The organism is Glaciihabitans sp. dw_435, from assembly GCF_018449675.1.
Classification (GTDB): Bacteria; Actinomycetota; Actinomycetes; order Actinomycetales; family Microbacteriaceae; genus Glaciihabitans.
The window spans coordinates 276,095-291,385 of record NZ_JAAVUZ010000002.1; the positions used below are offsets into that span (position 1 = coordinate 276,095).

The window sequence follows — 15,291 nt, forward strand, 5'->3', positions numbered from 1 at the left end:
ACGTAACATGGCCGCCGGAAAACCCCAGTTCAGCACCCGGCCCGTCCAGCTCGTCCGTCCCCACCATCCTCCGGAGCCGTCATCTGTTTTGCCCTGCCGCCAACCGCCCCGCTGCGGCCGTACGCTCGACCTGACCCGCACCAGCCATGCTCTCCACTTACCCGACTGCCCCGCGCCGGCCACACGCTCCACACACCTGATCACGCCGGGATGACCCACGAGCTCCGTTTCCGGTCGGCCCATCAGCTGTCCACGCGAAGAGCGTTCCGGTCGGCCTGGCCCTCATCTGGACTTGCCGCCACCCGGCCTTGCCAGTAGCGGCCTTCCTGCCACTCAGCCTCACCAGCAGCGATCTTGCCGCCACGCAGCCCTACCAGCAGCGACCTTGCCGCCACCCAGCCCTACCAGCAGCATCCTTGCCGCCACCCAGCCCTACCAGCAGCAACCCTGCCGCCACGCGGCCCCACCAACAGCGGGCCGGCCGCCATCTGGCCCCAGCAGCAGCAACCCTGCCGCCACGCGCTCTGCCATCACCCGGCGAAGCGAGGGCGTTCCCGCAGGCTATTTCGCGACGATGACCCGGACGCCGGCCGCGGCGAGTGCTTCATCGAGGGGCGCCGGCACCGGGGCATCCGTCACCAAAATATCGATCTGGTCCAGTCGGCAGATGCGCGCGAAGGTGGTCTTGCCCATCTTGGTCGAGTCGGCAACGACGACCACTTTCTTGGCGACCTTGCCGAATTGCTGGCTGACATCGGCCTCCCCCTCGTGCAGGGTGGTGGCCCCGAACTGGCTGCTGAGGCCGTCGACTCCGAGGATGGCGATGTCGAGAGCCAGTTCCGACAGGGTGTTGGAGACCAGGGACCCGACCAGCTCGTAAGACTGGCGCCGGGCGATTCCGCCAGTGACGACGATCTTCACGTGCGAACGGACGGAGAGCTCGTAGGCGATGTTGAGCGCGTTCGTCACGATGGTTACGCCGAAGTCTCCATCCGTGCGGGCGAGACGGTCGGTGCGACCGAGCGCGCGGGCCACCTCACTGGTCGTGGTGCCCCCGTTCAGCCCAACGGAGTCACCGACCGCGACGAGCTCGGCAGCAGCGCGGGCGATGGCGACCTTGGCCTCCGCCTGGCGGGCGATCTTGTACTGGAGGGGAAGTTCGTATCCGGTGCCGAGTGCGGCGGCTCCACCGTGGGTCCGTGTCACGAGGCGCTGCTCGGCGAGCGTCGTCAGATCCCGCCTGGCCGTCGCGGCGGAAATGTCCAGCGAGTCACTGATCTCCGCGATGCTCACATTGCCGCGCTCACTGATCAATTCGAGCAGTGCGTTCAATCGCTGTTGCTGCGTCATGGCGGATGTGACTCGCTTTTCTATGGTGTGGTGCAGGATTATGCCCATCCTAGAGGGCACGATGCGCGCAATGAATGAGCGAGTTTGACGTTTTGGGCTAGCATCAGTCATAACTGCTCGCCTATACTTCAGCGATGTAATCGTTGCTCGTGCGACGGAAACCGAAAGGGCCCCATGACTGACACTTTTGTTGCCGCCGAGTTGGCGTCACAACCCTCCACCTGGCGTGAAGCCGCCGCACTGGCACCGACCTTCGCTGCCATGCTGCCCCAGAAGGGCGAGCGCGTCGCGGTCGTCGGCTGCGGAACCAGCTGGTTCATCGCGATGAGCTACGCGGTCCTCCGCGAGCAGGCCGGACACGGCGTGACCGACGCCTTCGCCGGCTCCGAGTACCCCGCCGACCGCGAGTACGACCGCGTCGTTGCGATCTCCCGTTCGGGCACCACGACCGAGATCATCACCCTCCTGCAGCAGCTCAAGAGCACGCCGACCGTTCTCATCACGGCGGTCGCCGACTCCCCCGCGGCTCCCGAGGCGACATATGTGGTCGCCCTTCCGTTCGCGGATGAGCGTTCTGTTGTGCAGACGCGCTTCGCCACGACCGCACTGACGCTGCTGCGCGCCAATATCGGCCACGACATCGAAGCACTCGCGCAGGACGGCGAGCGCGCCCTCGAGATCTCCATCGATGACCTCACCGGTGCAGACCAGGTCAGCTTCGTTGGCCGCGGGTTCGCCATCGGCCTCACCTTCGAGGCCGCCCTCAAGACCCGGGAAGCCGCCCAGTTCTGGGCCGAGTCGTACCCCGCCATGGACTACCGCCACGGACCGATCGCGGTTGCCCAGCCCGGGCGACTTGTCTGGTCGCTCGGCGCCGCCCCCGAGGGCCTCTCCGACGAGGTCGCCCTCACCGGCGCCACGTTCGTGCAGCACGACCTCGACCCGCAGGCCGGCCTCGTCGTCGCCCAGCGTTTCGCGGTCGCGCTCGCCCTGCAGCGCGGTCTTGACCCGGACCACCCCCGTTCGCTCACGCGTTCCGTCATTCTGGCCTAGTGACACTGTCCACGGTCCTCGGCGTTGACGTCGGCGGGACGAGCATCAAGGCTCGTCTCGTCGGCGTCGATGGCGAAGTGCTGGGTGGATGGCGCGAGCCAACGCCGCGCGATGACCCCAGCGGCTTTGCCACCATCGCCACCATCGCGGGGCTGATCGAAGACGCGTCGGCAATCGCCGCCGTGGGAGCCGTCGGTCTCGTGGTTCCGGGAATCGTGGACGAGGACCTCGGCGTCGTCATCGCCGCCGTCAACCTCGGCTGGGTCGAGCTTCCCATCGCCGCCCTGGCACGGGCTGCCTTCGGCATCCCCGTCGCGTTCGGACAGGATGTCCGAGCGGGCGCCCTCGCCGAGAGCGTCTCCGGCGCCGCATCCGGCATCGACGGGACCGTCGCTTTCATCCCCGTCGGTACCGGCCTGGCCGCGGCGTTCATCGTCGACGGCGAACCGCTCGTTTCGGGCGGATGGGCAGGCGAGATCGGCCAGATCGTCATCGCGGAAGGCCCGTTCGCCGGACACCGCGTCGAAGAGATCGCCTCCGCAAGTGGCGTCGCCCGCCGTGCGGGTGTTGCGTCGGCCCTTGAGGCCGCAACGTTGGTTCGCGACGGCGACGTCCGTGCCACCACTGCGTGGCAGGACACCATCAACGTCCTGGCGGACTCCCTCGCCGGAATCTGTTCCACCATCGCGCCGACCACCATCGTGATCGGCGGAGGCCTGGCCGAATCCGGCGCGCTGCTGTTCGACCCCCTGGAGAAAGCTCTGGTCGCCCGCCTCGGTCTGGCCCGCCGTCCACGCCTGGTCGCTGCCACCCACGGCGAAGCGGCCGGCGTCATCGGCGCGGTGTATCTCGCCCAGCGGATGCTCGGATCCCGCCCGTGACCGACCTGCCCGCCACGTCGGCTACTCCGTCACTTGCGCCGACCCCCGAGACTGCTCACTCCGACACCCACGCTCACACCGATACCGATACCGATACCGATACCGACACCCACACTCACACCGACACCCGCACACACACCCTCCTCACCGTCGACCGGCTCGTCACCGCCGACATCGACTGGGCACCCGCGTGGATCGAGATCCGGTCCGGCCGCATCGCTGCCCGCGGCGAGGGACGGCCACCGCGCGACCCCGACGAACACGTCCCCGCGACCGTCGTGCCAGGGTTCGTGGACATTCACTCGCACGGCGCGCTGGGCGCGGACTTCGGAACCGCAGCGACGCGGGACATCCACCGCATCATTGACTTTCACGCCGCCCGCGGCACGACCCGGATTGTGGCGTCCGTCGCGACCGCGCCGCTCGAGACGCTTCACCGCGCCATCGCCACGCTCCGACCCCTCGTTGAGGACGGCACGCTCGCCGGCATCCACCTCGAGGGTCCGTACTTGTCCCCGGCCCGCCGCGGCGCCCACAATCCCGCACTGTTGCGCACGCCCGACCTCGCCGAGGTTAAACGCCTGATCGCCATCGGTGGCGGCACCGTGCGCATGCTCACTATCGCGCCAGAACTGCCCGGGGCCGAACCCGTCATTCGCTGGCTCGTCGCGAACGGCGTCACGGTCGCCCTTGGACATTCGGACGCGGATGCCACGACCACCCGTTCCGCGATCGGGTGGGGCGCCACCGTGGTGACCCACCTCTTCAACGGGATGAAACCGCTCCACCACCGCGAACCCGGCCTGGCTGGCGTCGCCCTCGTGGACGATCGGGTGACCGTCGAGCTCATTCTCGATGGACATCACGTCAGCACCGAGACCGCCGAGATCGTCCGCCGCACCGCACCAGGTCGCCTCGCGCTGGTGTCGGACGCGATGTCGGCCACCGGCCTCGGCGACGGCGACTACGACATCGCGGGCTCCGCGGTGCGCGTCACCGGCGGTGTCGCCTGGCTGGCCGACGGCTCGTCGCTCGCGGGAAGCACCGCGACCCTGGCCGACGGCTTCCGCGGGTTGCTGGCGGCCGGCGGCGCGCGCCCCGCCCCTGCCGCTCCCCCGGCCGCTCCCTCGGCCGGTCCCCCGTCCCCAGGATCGACCGACCTCACCGCCGCAATCGCGGCGTCCAGCGCTACCCCCGCACGAGCGCTCGGCCTCGACCCCGCCGATCTCACCGTCGGATCCCCCGCCGACCTCGTCCACCTCCACGGCACCGACGTGGCCCGAGTCATGAGGAGAGGCGCATGGCTGACGTCGTCATAGTCACCCCCAACCCCGCGATCGACGTCACCTACCGCGTCGATGACCAGACGCCGGGCGAGACGCACCGCGTCCGCGAGATCTCCCGCCGCCCCGGCGGCAAGGGGATCAACGTCGCCCGTGGTCTCGAAGCGCTCGGCCACTCGACCATGTCCGTGCTGCCCCTCGGCGGGGCATCCGGCGCCTGGATCTCCGACGCCCTCACCGATCTCGGCCTCGCCCACAGCATCACTGCCATCGACGGGCTCACTCGCACCACCGTCACGGTAACGGACGACGCGTCCCACCCGACGGTCTTCACCGAAGCCGGTCCGATCGTCGCCGCATCCGAGTGGGACGCCCTGATCGCGGACACAGCGCGCCTCCTCACTGGCGCCCGCATGCTCATCATTTCCGGATCGCTCCCGCCCGCCGCGGACACCACGATCGTCTCGACACTGGTCGCCCGCGCGCGAGACGCAGGAGTGCCCGTACTGGTGGATGCCTCGGGCGACGCTCTCCTGGCAGCAGCCGCAGCCGGAGCCGACGTCGTCAAGCCCAACCAGCAGGAGCTGCTCGAGGCAACGCACGCCGGCTCTCCCGACGAGGCGATCACGCAGCTGTTGGACTCCGGCGCCCGCACCGTCGTCGTTTCGCGGGGAGTCGATGGACTCATTGCCACGACCACCGTCGCCACCGCCGTCCCAGCCGCCACTGCCCTAGCCACCGCCACCGCCGCCGCCCCAGCCAGCGCCACCGCAACTCCCGCCGCAGCTATCGCTACCACTGTCCCAGCCCGCGCCACCGCATTCAGCGCCACTGCCGCCGTCACTGCCGCCGCCGTGACCACTGCCATCGAGCCGGGTACCCACTCGTTTGCCGTTCCCGCGATCTCCGGCGTCCACGGAAACCCGACCGGTGCGGGCGATGCGGCGACCGCCGGACTGGCCGCCGCTCTGCTCGATGGGCTGTCGCTGGAGGATGCCCTCCGCTGGGCCGCCGCGCTCGGCGCCGCGGCGGTGCTTCGCCCCGTGGCGGGCGAGGTCGACATCGACGCGTTCCACCGGTTCCTTCGCCCCACCCCGATCGCGACGAGCCCCGGCACCTCGAGCCCCGACTCGCACTCGGCCCCCGACTCCCACTCGTCGACCCCCGACTCCAGCTCTGCCCACGACTCCTACGCTGCCCCGGGCTCCAACGCCACACCCGAGTCCAGCTCTGCCCCAGACTCCCCCTCGACGCCCGAATCCCACCCCGCCCCGCGGCATCCACTTCGCCCCTCCCACTGACGGAATGAGCACCAGCATGACCTCCCAGACCGACCGCCCCGGACTCGCCACCGTACTGGCGTCAGCCCGCGCCAGCCGAACCGGCGTCGGAGCCTTCAACGTTGTCCTCCTCGAGCACGCGGAAGCCATCGTCGCGGGCGCCGAGCGCGACGGCAGCCCGGTCGTACTGCAGATCAGCGAGAACTGCATCAAGTACCACGGAGGGCTCGAGCCGATCACGGTCGCATCCCTCGCAATCGCCAGGGCCGCATCCGTCGAGGTGATCGTTCATCTCGACCACATCGAAGACGCAGATCTCATCCGCGAGGGCGTGCGTCTCGGCGTCAACAGCGTCATGTTTGACGCGTCAAAGCTGCCCTACGAGCAGAACGTCGCGGCAACCGCGGAGATCGTCGAGTTCTGTCACGCCAACGGCGTCTCGGTTGAAGCCGAACTGGGAGAGGTGGGCGGGAAGGATGGCCTACACGCTCCCGGCGCCCGCACGGATCCCGACGAAGCGGCAGCGTTTGTGGCCGCCACCGGCGTGGACGCTCTTGCCGTTGCAGTCGGCACCTCCCATGCGATGAAGACCCGGGTCGCCGCGGTGGATCACGCCCTCATCGCGCGGCTGCGTGAGACAGTGCCGGTCCCCCTGGTGCTGCACGGGTCATCCGGACTCTCCGACGAAGAGCTGCGAGCCGCCGTCGCCAGCGGGATGACCAAGATCAACATCTCCACGCACCTGAACGGCCTCTTCACCCGTGCCGTCCGCGAAGTCCTCGACGCGAAGCCCGATCTGGTTGACCCTCGCACGTACGTGACCGCCGGGCGCGAGGCAATCGCCGCCGAGACCGCCCGCATCCTGGCCCTGCTCCGCAGTTGAGTCGAACGCGCGGGGCGCCCGATCCGCGGGCTTGTCCGTGCGCTCGTCGCGTGCTCGTCCGTGCACCCGTCACGGGCTCGTCCGTGCACCCGTCACGGGCTCGTCCGTGCACCCGTCACGGGCTCGTCCGTGCGCCCGTCACGGGCTGGTCCGCGCACTCAACCGTGTGCTGAACCGTCCGCTGAACCGCGGGCCGAGCGCGCCAGTAGTCAGTCCCGCAGACGCCAAACGACCCCGAACCTCGCACTGAGGTCCGGGGTCGTGCGAAACGATTACTCGAATGCCCCGATGTTCACCGACTCATCGGCAGTGGCGTCGAACGTGATGACGGCCGCCTTGGACGCATCGCGGCTCAGCGGCAGACCCTGCCCGGTGTACCACCAGTTGGCAGTTCGGCCCACGAAGCTCAGCGTGAACTTCCCGGGAACGAGCTTCGTGCTGAACTCGGTGGTGTCCGTGGGCGGTGTCACCGACACGCTGTCCACGTCACTCGTGCCGTGGGTGCCCGCGATGATCGCCGTGAAGTCGTGACCGACCGTGGTCAAGACGCTCGCGTTCATGCTCACCGTCAGCCGCTTGCCCACCACGAGGACGTCGTTGAAGTTCCGTGCGCTGATCGGCGGCGTTGTCGCCGTCTGGCTGCGCACCGTGATGGTCTGCGCACTCGCGTAATTCGCGGCACCCTTCCAGTAGTTGTAGATGTAGTTCTTCAGCGCCGGAGCAGCAGCCGGCGGCTCGAACAGCACCTTGTAGGTCCCGTTGGCGAGCCCCTGCAACGTGTACTTCCCGTCCCGCGCCGTTTCGGCGTAAACGCCGGCACCACCGGGGGTCTTCCCCACCGGAATCGCCGCCACCACGGCGTTGTCAACAAGGCGGCCAGCGGATGAGTCTGCGCTCACCGTTCCCGAAATGGCGGCACCGACGGCGCCCGTGAGCTTGACCGACGCCTTCTTGCCCGCGACTACCTTCACCGATCTCGTAGACGGGAACACGTAGGCCGAACCATGCGGCGCGTGAGGGACAACGGTGACGTTTCCAGCGCGGAGCTTGCTGAACACGGCGACGCCTCGAGCATCGGTGACCACTGTCGTGGCCCCCACGCCGACGTAGATGCCTTTCAGCGCGAGAGGGGTACCCCACGGGGTCACCAACTGCACCGCGACAGAGCCCGTGGTCGCGCGCGAACCTGCGCCACTGGCTGCCACACCGCTTGCCTCGGCAGTCCCGGGAAGCGCGATCAACCCGAGCGCAATCACCGCGCCCGAAACGACCGCGAGAATTCGTTTGTGCATTTTTCTCCCTGGTAGCGGGGCTACTCGACCTACGACGCCGTAGTGAGAATCACCCACTTTTTGCTCAGCCTAGGGGGTAGACAGGTCTGACGACCAGAGCGCTTCGCGCCCCACTTTCGGAGCCGCCGATGAATTGGCTATGGACACATCGAGAGCCCGCCGAGCAATGTCGACGGGCTCTCGATGATCCCCGGGGGACGGCGCAACTCCCTACTTGGGCCGCGCCGCCAGCATCGAATTAGCTCCCTGAATGACGGATGCCGAGCGCTTCGCACTCTGCTGGTGCACCGCGATGACCTTCGCCTTCGCCCAGTACGGGGCGTTCTTGTAGAAGCCGGTCACGTACCCGCTGTTGAACTTCGGCGAATGCGCCACGACCCGCGGGTTGAACTGCACCCGGTACTTGTTGTCAGTCGGCAGCGCCGCGAGCAGGTAGTGCCCGGCGCCGTCCGTCTTGGTGGTGTCCTGCACGCGGCCCTTGCTGTCGTAGGCGACAACCTTCACGCCAGCCAACGCGCGCCCGCTCGTGTTCATGAGCTTGCCCGAGATGGAGCCACCCCGGGGGATGACGATGTTGATCGTGAGCGTCTTCCCCGCCGCGACCGTGCGCTTCGTGAAGGCGTTGGCGTGCAGGTACAGCTCCGACGACCACGCCTTCGGGTAGAAGGCAAGTCCCGCCGGGACTTTGAACACCGCCCGACCGTTGACGATGGACACCACCCTGTGCCCGCCACCCGCGGTCGTGCTGTCGGCCTTGGAATGCTTCTCGGCCGAGGCGAATGCGAACGCACCGTAACCACCGCCCTGCTTTTTCCAGAGCGAGATCTGAGTGTCGTCGGTGGGCAGGAACTTGTTTCCTGCCGGCGTCAGAAGCTGGACCACCACGGTTCCGGTGGCAGTGCTGGACTTTGACGTGGATGCCGCGGCGGGAGCTACTCCGAGTCCCAAAGCCACGACGGAGGCGATGACAATGGCAATAACGCGATTTTTCATTACTTCCTCACTTCGTTGTGAAGATTCCACGGTAATCCGCTTAGGGACGCACGCCAACCTTTACCGTCGCATTGGACCCTCCGACGGATACCAGCACGGCCTTCGTCCGATCGGTCGTCAGCGGTTTTCCGGAGCCGGTGTAGAAGTACTGCGCGGTCGCTCCGCTGCTGTCGCGGTACTGCACCGCGAGGCGGTAGGTGCCGCCGGTGAGCCGCACCGGGTTGCTTGTTCCTGCCGGGTACATCGGCGAGTAGATCGTCTCCGCGGGTAGTGCGGCACCCGACACGATCTTCTCGATGTTGAGCTGTCCGCCCCGCGCGGGTGTCGCGAGCGCGAAGGTGACCAGCGCGCCGCGGGCGACCACACCGTTGATCTTGGTCACCGTCGACTGCTTCGTCGTCGCACCTGCCATGTGCACGACGATGCGCTTCGCGGTCTGGAACGTCGCGTGCGCCGGTCCGAAGTAGCTCCAGGCATAGCTGAGGCTGTTGCTCACATGGGAGTCAGCCCAGTTGTGGTTGTTGAACTGCACCACGTACGTGCCGGTCGGGATGCCTCGGATCGTGTAGTTACCCTTGCCATCCGTCGTGGCGGAGTAGGTCGCGCCGGCCGGGTCAACCGCAACGACCTGTCCGTAGCGGAACGCCCCATCGGGAGTGGACACTTTGCCGGACACGGTCCCGCCCAGCACAACGGGAAGCGCAACAGCGACAAGCTTGCCCACGGGCACCACGATGTTCGATTTGGTCGGTCGCGTGTAGGTCGTGAGATTGCGCCACGTCTCCGCCTGCACGGAGATCTTGACCCCGGCGGGAGCCTTCGGGAACGACGCCAGTCCGAGCTTGTTGGTCACCGCGGTGGAGTAGAACGGTGCAACCGAGGAGCGAAGGGACACCACGACCCCCGCGATCTTCCAGACCCCGCCCTTGGCGTTGGTGACCTGGACGGTGAGCTTGCCGGTGGGCGTCGCGGCAGCCGCGGCAACCTCCACCTGGGCGTTAGCCGCGGCCGTCCCTGCAACGTGACCCTGCGCGGCAGCGGTGGCGGCACCCGCAGTGGCGGCCAGGGACGGAGCCCCGACGAGGGCGAGCGCAACAAGGGCACCCGTGGCAAGGCGCAGCAGATTCTTCACGGTTTCCCCCGGTAAGCGTGTAATTCGGCGGTGCAGGCGTTAATTCACGATGTGCATCGCGCGCGCGGCATCCGTAATGCTTCCGCTCAGCGACGGGTATACCGAGAAGGCGCGTGCCAACTGGTCCACCGTGAGGCGGTGCTCCACCGCAAGCGCGATGGGAAGAATCAGTTCGGACGCACGGGGTGCAACGATCACACCGCCGATGACGGTGCCGGAGCCGGTTCGTGCGAACAGCTTCACAAAGCCATCCTTCAACCCCATCATCTTCGCACGCGGGTTGGACGCCAGAGGGATTTTGTAGATTTCTCCCTGCGCAATCCCATCTTCGATCTGCTTCTGCGTCCAGCCGACAGTCGCGATCTCCGGATTGGTGAAAATGTTGGATGTCACGTTGCGAAGCTCGGTCGGATTCACCGCGTCGCCCATGGCGTGCAGGATCGCGGTGCGGCCCTGCATCGATGCGACGGAGGCCAGTGGGAGGAAGTCGCTGCAGTCACCCGCGGCGTAAATCGAGGGCACCGAGGTACGCGCGACTCGGTTGACCCGGATGTGCCCGCCGTCGGTCAGCTGCACACCTGCGGCTTCGAGACCGATCCCGGTGGTGTTCGGGATGGCGCCGACGGCCATCAGGCAGTGGCTGCCCTCGACCGTGCGTCCGTCGGACAGCGTCGCGATAACACCGTTCTCGGTGCGAACGACGGAATCGGCCCGGCTTTTCGACAGCACGGTCATGCCGTTGCGCAGGAAGACGTCCTCGATCACGCGGGCGGCATCCTCGTCGGACCCGGGCAGCACCTGGTCGCGGCTGGAGATCAGCGTCACCTTCGAACCAAGGGCCGTGTAGGCGGACGCGAACTCGGCGCCCGTCACTCCGGAACCGACAACGATGAGGTGCTCGGGTGCTTCCTGCAAGGTGTACAGCTGCGTCCAGCTCAGGATTCGCTCGCCATCGGGCATCGCCGACTCGAGCAGGCGGGGTCGCGCACCGACCGAGATGACGATCGTGTCGGCTTCGAGTTCGTCGAAGTCGGTGGCCTTTTTTCCGGTGCCCGTCGACACGATGACACGGGATGGCCCGTCCAGACGACCTTCGCCCTGAACGATCTGAACTCCGGCCTTCGTCAGTTGCGCCTTCATGTCTTCGGACTGCTGGCGGGCGAGACGGAGCAGGCGGGCGTTGACGGCGGAAAAGTTGACGGTGACTTCGGGACGCACGGGGCGGCCGGTGTCGGTGCGGGCGAAGAACTGGACGCCGAGGTCGGCAGCCTCGCCGAGGGCACTGGCAGCTTCGGCGGTGGCAATGAGTGTCTTGGAAGGAACAACGTCGGTCAGCACTGCCGAGCCACCGACGCCCTGGCGCTCAATGAGGGTGACTTCCGCGCCGAGCTGAGCTCCGGTGAGGGCGGCTTCGTATCCACCGGGTCCCCCGCCCACGATGACAACGCGCTGTTTTCGCTCGAATTCATAGGCCATGGCGCCAATTCTCCCCTGCCGCGGCTGCCCCGGCCAAACCCGGTGCGCTGCCCGCGCAGAGGGGGGAAGCTGGAATTCACACACCCGTACGGGAAAGGACACCTGCGATGCCACGCAAGCTCGTCGCCACGGCGACCATCACCATCGACGCGTCACCCGCCGAGGTATGGCGTGCCCTCACCGACCCGGAACTGGTCGCCCGCTACATGTTCGGCACGGAGCTCACCACGGACTGGGAGGTGGGCAGCCCCGTCGTCTACCGCGGCGAATGGGAGGGGAAGCCCTACGAGGACAAGGGGATCGTCCTCGAATTCCGTCCGAACGAGCTGCTGGAGACCAGCCATTTCAGTCCGCTCACCGGAGCCGAGGACATCCCCGAGAACTATCACACCGTCACGTACAGGCTGGAGGAACTTGCCCCCGGCGGCACTCTCGTGACCCTCACGCAGGACAACAACGACACTCCGGAGGCGGCCGAACACTCGCAGGCCAACTGGGAGATGGCATTGGCGGGACTGAAGAGCGTCGTCGAAGAAACGTAGCCGCGCGCCGGCCGCCCGGCGACGCCGCAGCGCACGCGAAGCGCACCCGAACCACGGCGACCCATAGCGCACCCCGAACCACGGCGACCCGAAGCGCGGCGGGGTCACACTCCTCCTCGGCACGAGCGGTGCTGGCAGCCCCTGCCGCCAGCAGGATCGCGCCCCTCGCCGGCGACGACCGGTCCTGGCATCCCCCGCCGCCAGCAGGGTCACACCCCTCGTCGGCAACGAGCAGTCCCGGCAACCCCCGTCGCGGGAGAACGAGCGGTCGAGGCATCCGCCAATAGAGTGGTTGCATGTCGACGATGCCTTATGCCCACCCGTTGGACGACCCCGCCGCGGACCCCTTCGCCATCGCAGCCCAGGCCGCGCAGCAAATTGCCGAGCTGACCGGTGTCGCGCAACACGACATCGCGCTGACGTTGGGAAGCGGATGGTCCAAGGCAGCCGATCTCATCGGTGAGACGACCGCGACCATTCCCGCGGACGAGGTCATCGGGTTCAGCTCGCCTGCCGTCGTCGGACACGTGGGAACGCTCCGCTCGGTGCTGTTGCCGAACGGGAAGCGCGCTCTCGTCATCGGCGCACGCACCCACTACTACGAGAACCACGGAGTGCGTCGCGTTGTTCACAGCGTGCGCACCGCCGCCGCGACCGGTGCGAAGATCATGATCCTCACCAACGGTGCCGGGGGCATCAAGGAGACGTGGACGCCCGGAACCCCCGTGCTCATCAGCGACCACATCAACCTGACCGCGGACTCCCCTCTCGAGGGGGCAACGTTCGTCGACCTCACCGATCTGTACTCGGCCCGTCTGCGCGACGTCGCCCGCACGATCGACGCGTCCCTCGACGAGGGCGTGTACTGCCAGTTCCGCGGACCTCACTACGAGACGCCGGCCGAAGTGCAGATGGCCAAGGCCATCGGCGGCCACATCGTCGGCATGTCCACGGCGCTCGAGGCCATCGCCGCGCGCCAGGCCGGGATGGAGATCCTCGGGATGTCGCTCATCACCAACCTCGCGGCGGGCATCCAGAAGACGCCTCTCAGCCACGAGGAAGTCATCGAGGCCGGCCGCAACGCCGAAGCCACCATCGGAGCGCTGCTGGCGCGGATCGTCGTCGAGCTGTGACCGCCGACCAGAACGCGCACGCGCCCGGCGCGGCCGACACCACAGCAACATCCCCCGCCACCACCGCGACGCCCGGCACCGCCGCCACATCCCCCGCTACGCCCGGCACGGACGACACCGCCACATCCTCCGGCGCCCACGACGACAGCCTGCGCCACCTCATCGCGGTCGCCCGTGCCTGGCGCGACGATGACCCGGACGAGCTGACCCGCGCGGATCTCGACGCCTTGATAGCGGATGCCTCGGGCGGCGACCACACCGCCATCGCCGATCTCACCGCCCGCTTCGCCACCCGCCTGCAGTTCGGCACCGCCGGTCTGCGCGGCGAGCTCGGTGCCGGTCCGACGCGGATGAATCGCGTCCTGGTCACTCAAGCCGCCGCCGGCCTTGCGGCGTACCTTCTCGCCCAGGGAACGGGTGGTGCGGCGGCGGCCGAGTCATCCGCTCGTCCCAGCATTGTCATTGGTTACGACGGACGCACAAACTCGCGCGTCTTCGCCATCGACACCGCCGAAATCATGGCCGGTGCCGGGGTGCGGGCAATTCTGCTTCCGCGGCTTCTGCCGACGCCGGTGCTCGCCTTCGCCGTGCGCCACCTCGACGTGAGCGCGGGGGTCATGGTGACCGCCAGCCACAACCCGGCGGCGGACAACGGCTACAAGGTCTACCTCGGAGGGCTGGACGCGGGCTCCCAGATCGTCCCGCCGGTCGATGGCGCCATCGCCGCACACATCGAGCGGGTTGCGGAGGGCTCGACGCGCGATCTGCCGCGGTCGACCGACTACGAGATCGCGGGTGAGGAGGTACTCGACGAGTACGTCCGACTCACCGCCGAGTTCGCTGCGTCCCCGCAGGCACCCGTGTCCGTCGTTTACACACCGATGCACGGCGTCGGGTGGGAAACTGCCCGCCGTGTCTTCGTCGATGCCGGCTTCGGCGAACCGGCCGTAGTCACCGAGCAGATCACGCCAGACGCCGCGTTTCCGACGGTCGTGTTCCCCAACCCGGAGGAGCCCGGTGCCCTCGACCTCGCCATCGCGCGGGGCATCGAGTTGGACGCCGAACTGATCATCGCCAACGACCCGGACGCTGACCGTCTGGCCATCGCGATCCCGGTCGGAACCGCCCGCGCAGCAATCGGTCCCGGTGGCGTCGAATCGACCCCCGCCGCGCCAGGCGAAGCAGAGGTGCCCGCCACGGCAGGCAGTTCCGCGGCCGCCTCCACGACCGAGTCCCCAGCCGCCGCGACCTGGCGGCGACTGAGCGGCAACGAGGTGGGCGCCCTCCTCGGCTGGCGCGCTGCCGAACGCCTCTACGCCAGCGACAGCGACGGGACGCTCGCGGCGTCCATCGTCAGCTCCCCCGCGCTGAAGGCCGTTGCCACCGAGTACCGGCTTGACTACGCCGACACTCTCACCGGCTTCAAGTGGATCTCGCGCGTTGGCGGCCTCGCCTTCGGCTATGAGGAAGCCCTCGGCTACCTCGTCGATCCGAAGAAGGTCCGCGACAAGGACGGTATCTCCGCCGCGGTGGACTTCCTGTCCCTCGTGTCCGAACTCAAGGCCGCCGGCAAGACAGTGGACGACCACCTGAGCGACTTCGCGGACAAGTTCGGCGCCTTCGCCTCGTCACAGATCTCGCTGCGGGTCGCCGACCTCGCGGACATCCCCCGCATCATGGCGGAGCTGCGCCGCACTCCCCCGAGCACCATCGGAGCCGCACGCGTCGCCTCGATCGATGACTTCGCGGACGGGTTCGGCAGCTTTGGTCCCAGCGATATTCTGCGAATCTGGATGGATGACGGAGCTCGCGTCATCGTGCGTCCCAGCGGCACCGAGCCGAAGCTGAAGGTGTACATCGACGCGTCGAGCACCACGGGCACGGCCGCGGAGCGGCGGGCAGCCGCCGAGAAGTCCGTCGCCGAACTCGACGCCGGGATGCGCGCCCTCATCGCCTAGTGCGCGGCGGCGTTGGGCGCGGCAGCGCCGGCGGC

The 15,291-nt window shown here is 67.9% G+C and carries 13 protein-coding genes; 8 read left to right on the forward strand and 5 right to left on the reverse strand.

Going from position 1 to position 15,291, the window contains the following annotated elements; genetic code table 11:
• Window positions 1-561: 561 nt before the first annotated feature.
• Entirely contained in the window at window positions 562-1,350 is a 789-nt protein-coding gene (locus HB677_RS04100) for a DeoR/GlpR family DNA-binding transcription regulator (protein WP_213814396.1), read from the reverse strand.
• Between the two features lie 174 nt (window positions 1,351-1,524).
• On the opposite strand from HB677_RS04100, the gene HB677_RS04105 reads away from it, so the two are divergent.
• The 5 genes from HB677_RS04105 to HB677_RS04125 are packed head-to-tail and all read left to right on the forward strand — an operon-like array spanning window position 1,525 to window position 6,730.
• Window positions 1,525-2,403, forward strand: a complete 879-nt coding sequence (locus tag HB677_RS04105; RefSeq protein WP_213814397.1) for an SIS domain-containing protein — start codon at window positions 1,525-1,527, stop codon at window positions 2,401-2,403.
• Window positions 2,403-3,284: an ROK family protein gene (locus HB677_RS04110; RefSeq protein WP_213814398.1), complete on the forward strand. Its 882-nt coding sequence runs from the start codon at window positions 2,403-2,405 to the stop codon at window positions 3,282-3,284. The genes HB677_RS04105 and HB677_RS04110 overlap by 1 nt, the downstream gene beginning before the upstream one ends.
• Window positions 3,281-4,603, forward strand: coding sequence for an N-acetylglucosamine-6-phosphate deacetylase (locus HB677_RS04115; RefSeq protein WP_213814399.1), 1,323 nt, complete (start codon window positions 3,281-3,283; stop codon window positions 4,601-4,603). The genes HB677_RS04110 and HB677_RS04115 overlap by 4 nt, the downstream gene beginning before the upstream one ends.
• Entirely contained in the window at window positions 4,585-5,868 is a 1,284-nt protein-coding gene (locus HB677_RS04120) for a 1-phosphofructokinase family hexose kinase (RefSeq protein ID WP_213814400.1), read from the forward strand. The genes HB677_RS04115 and HB677_RS04120 overlap by 19 nt, the downstream gene beginning before the upstream one ends.
• 16 nt (window positions 5,869-5,884) lie before the next feature.
• Complete coding sequence (locus HB677_RS04125; protein ID WP_213814401.1) at window positions 5,885-6,730, forward strand: class II fructose-bisphosphate aldolase; 846 nt, start codon at window positions 5,885-5,887, stop codon at window positions 6,728-6,730.
• Between the two features lie 272 nt (window positions 6,731-7,002).
• Here HB677_RS04125 and HB677_RS04130 read toward each other — a convergent pair whose 3' ends face one another.
• The 4 genes from HB677_RS04130 to HB677_RS04145 form a co-directional block, all read right to left on the reverse strand.
• On the reverse strand, window positions 7,003-8,022 hold the full coding sequence (locus HB677_RS04130) for a hypothetical protein (protein ID WP_213814402.1): 1,020 nt from the start codon (window positions 8,020-8,022) through the stop codon (window positions 7,003-7,005).
• Between the two features lie 210 nt (window positions 8,023-8,232).
• Window positions 8,233-9,015 carry a carboxypeptidase-like regulatory domain-containing protein gene (locus HB677_RS04135; protein ID WP_213814403.1) on the reverse strand — a complete coding sequence of 261 codons (783 nt, stop codon included), beginning with the start codon at window positions 9,013-9,015 and terminating at the stop codon, window positions 8,233-8,235.
• Window positions 9,016-9,055: 40 nt separating this feature from the next.
• Window positions 9,056-10,147 (reverse strand): carboxypeptidase regulatory-like domain-containing protein, encoded by a 1,092-nt coding sequence (locus HB677_RS04140; protein ID WP_213814404.1) that lies wholly within the window; start codon window positions 10,145-10,147, stop codon window positions 9,056-9,058.
• Window positions 10,148-10,186: 39 nt separating this feature from the next.
• Window positions 10,187-11,623, reverse strand: a complete 1,437-nt coding sequence (locus HB677_RS04145; RefSeq protein WP_213814405.1) for an NAD(P)H-quinone dehydrogenase — start codon at window positions 11,621-11,623, stop codon at window positions 10,187-10,189.
• Window positions 11,624-11,730: 107 nt separating this feature from the next.
• Here HB677_RS04145 and HB677_RS04150 point away from each other — a divergent pair, with 107 nt between their 5' ends.
• From HB677_RS04150 to HB677_RS04160, 3 genes are all read left to right on the forward strand, one after another.
• The gene (locus HB677_RS04150) at window positions 11,731-12,165 is read left to right on the forward strand and encodes an SRPBCC domain-containing protein (protein ID WP_213814406.1); all 435 of its coding nucleotides are present in this window, start codon (window positions 11,731-11,733) and stop codon (window positions 12,163-12,165) included.
• A gap of 305 nt (window positions 12,166-12,470) precedes the next feature.
• Window positions 12,471-13,298: a purine-nucleoside phosphorylase gene (locus HB677_RS04155; protein WP_213814566.1), complete on the forward strand. Its 828-nt coding sequence runs from the start codon at window positions 12,471-12,473 to the stop codon at window positions 13,296-13,298.
• Between the two features lie 149 nt (window positions 13,299-13,447).
• Window positions 13,448-15,256, forward strand: coding sequence for a phospho-sugar mutase (locus tag HB677_RS04160; protein WP_213814567.1), 1,809 nt, complete (start codon window positions 13,448-13,450; stop codon window positions 15,254-15,256).
• Window positions 15,257-15,291 lie beyond the last annotated feature (35 nt).

Bases quoted from the DNA above. Each gene is read 5' to 3' on its own strand.
- HB677_RS04100 (WP_213814396.1), bottom strand. From the start codon at position 1,350: ATGACGCAGCAACAGCGATTGAACGCACTGCTCGAATTGATCAGTGAG.
- HB677_RS04105 (WP_213814397.1), top strand. From the start codon at position 1,525: ATGACTGACACTTTTGTTGCCGCCGAGTTGGCGTCACAACCCTCCACC.
- HB677_RS04120 (WP_213814400.1), top strand. From the start codon at position 4,585: ATGGCTGACGTCGTCATAGTCACCCCCAACCCCGCGATCGACGTCACC.
- HB677_RS04125 (WP_213814401.1), top strand. From the start codon at position 5,885: ATGACCTCCCAGACCGACCGCCCCGGACTCGCCACCGTACTGGCGTCA.
- HB677_RS04130 (WP_213814402.1), bottom strand. From the start codon at position 8,022: ATGCACAAACGAATTCTCGCGGTCGTTTCGGGCGCGGTGATTGCGCTC.
- HB677_RS04135 (WP_213814403.1), bottom strand. From the start codon at position 9,015: ATGAAAAATCGCGTTATTGCCATTGTCATCGCCTCCGTCGTGGCTTTG.
- HB677_RS04145 (WP_213814405.1), bottom strand. From the start codon at position 11,623: ATGGCCTATGAATTCGAGCGAAAACAGCGCGTTGTCATCGTGGGCGGG.
- HB677_RS04150 (WP_213814406.1), top strand. From the start codon at position 11,731: ATGCCACGCAAGCTCGTCGCCACGGCGACCATCACCATCGACGCGTCA.
- HB677_RS04155 (WP_213814566.1), top strand. From the start codon at position 12,471: ATGCCTTATGCCCACCCGTTGGACGACCCCGCCGCGGACCCCTTCGCC.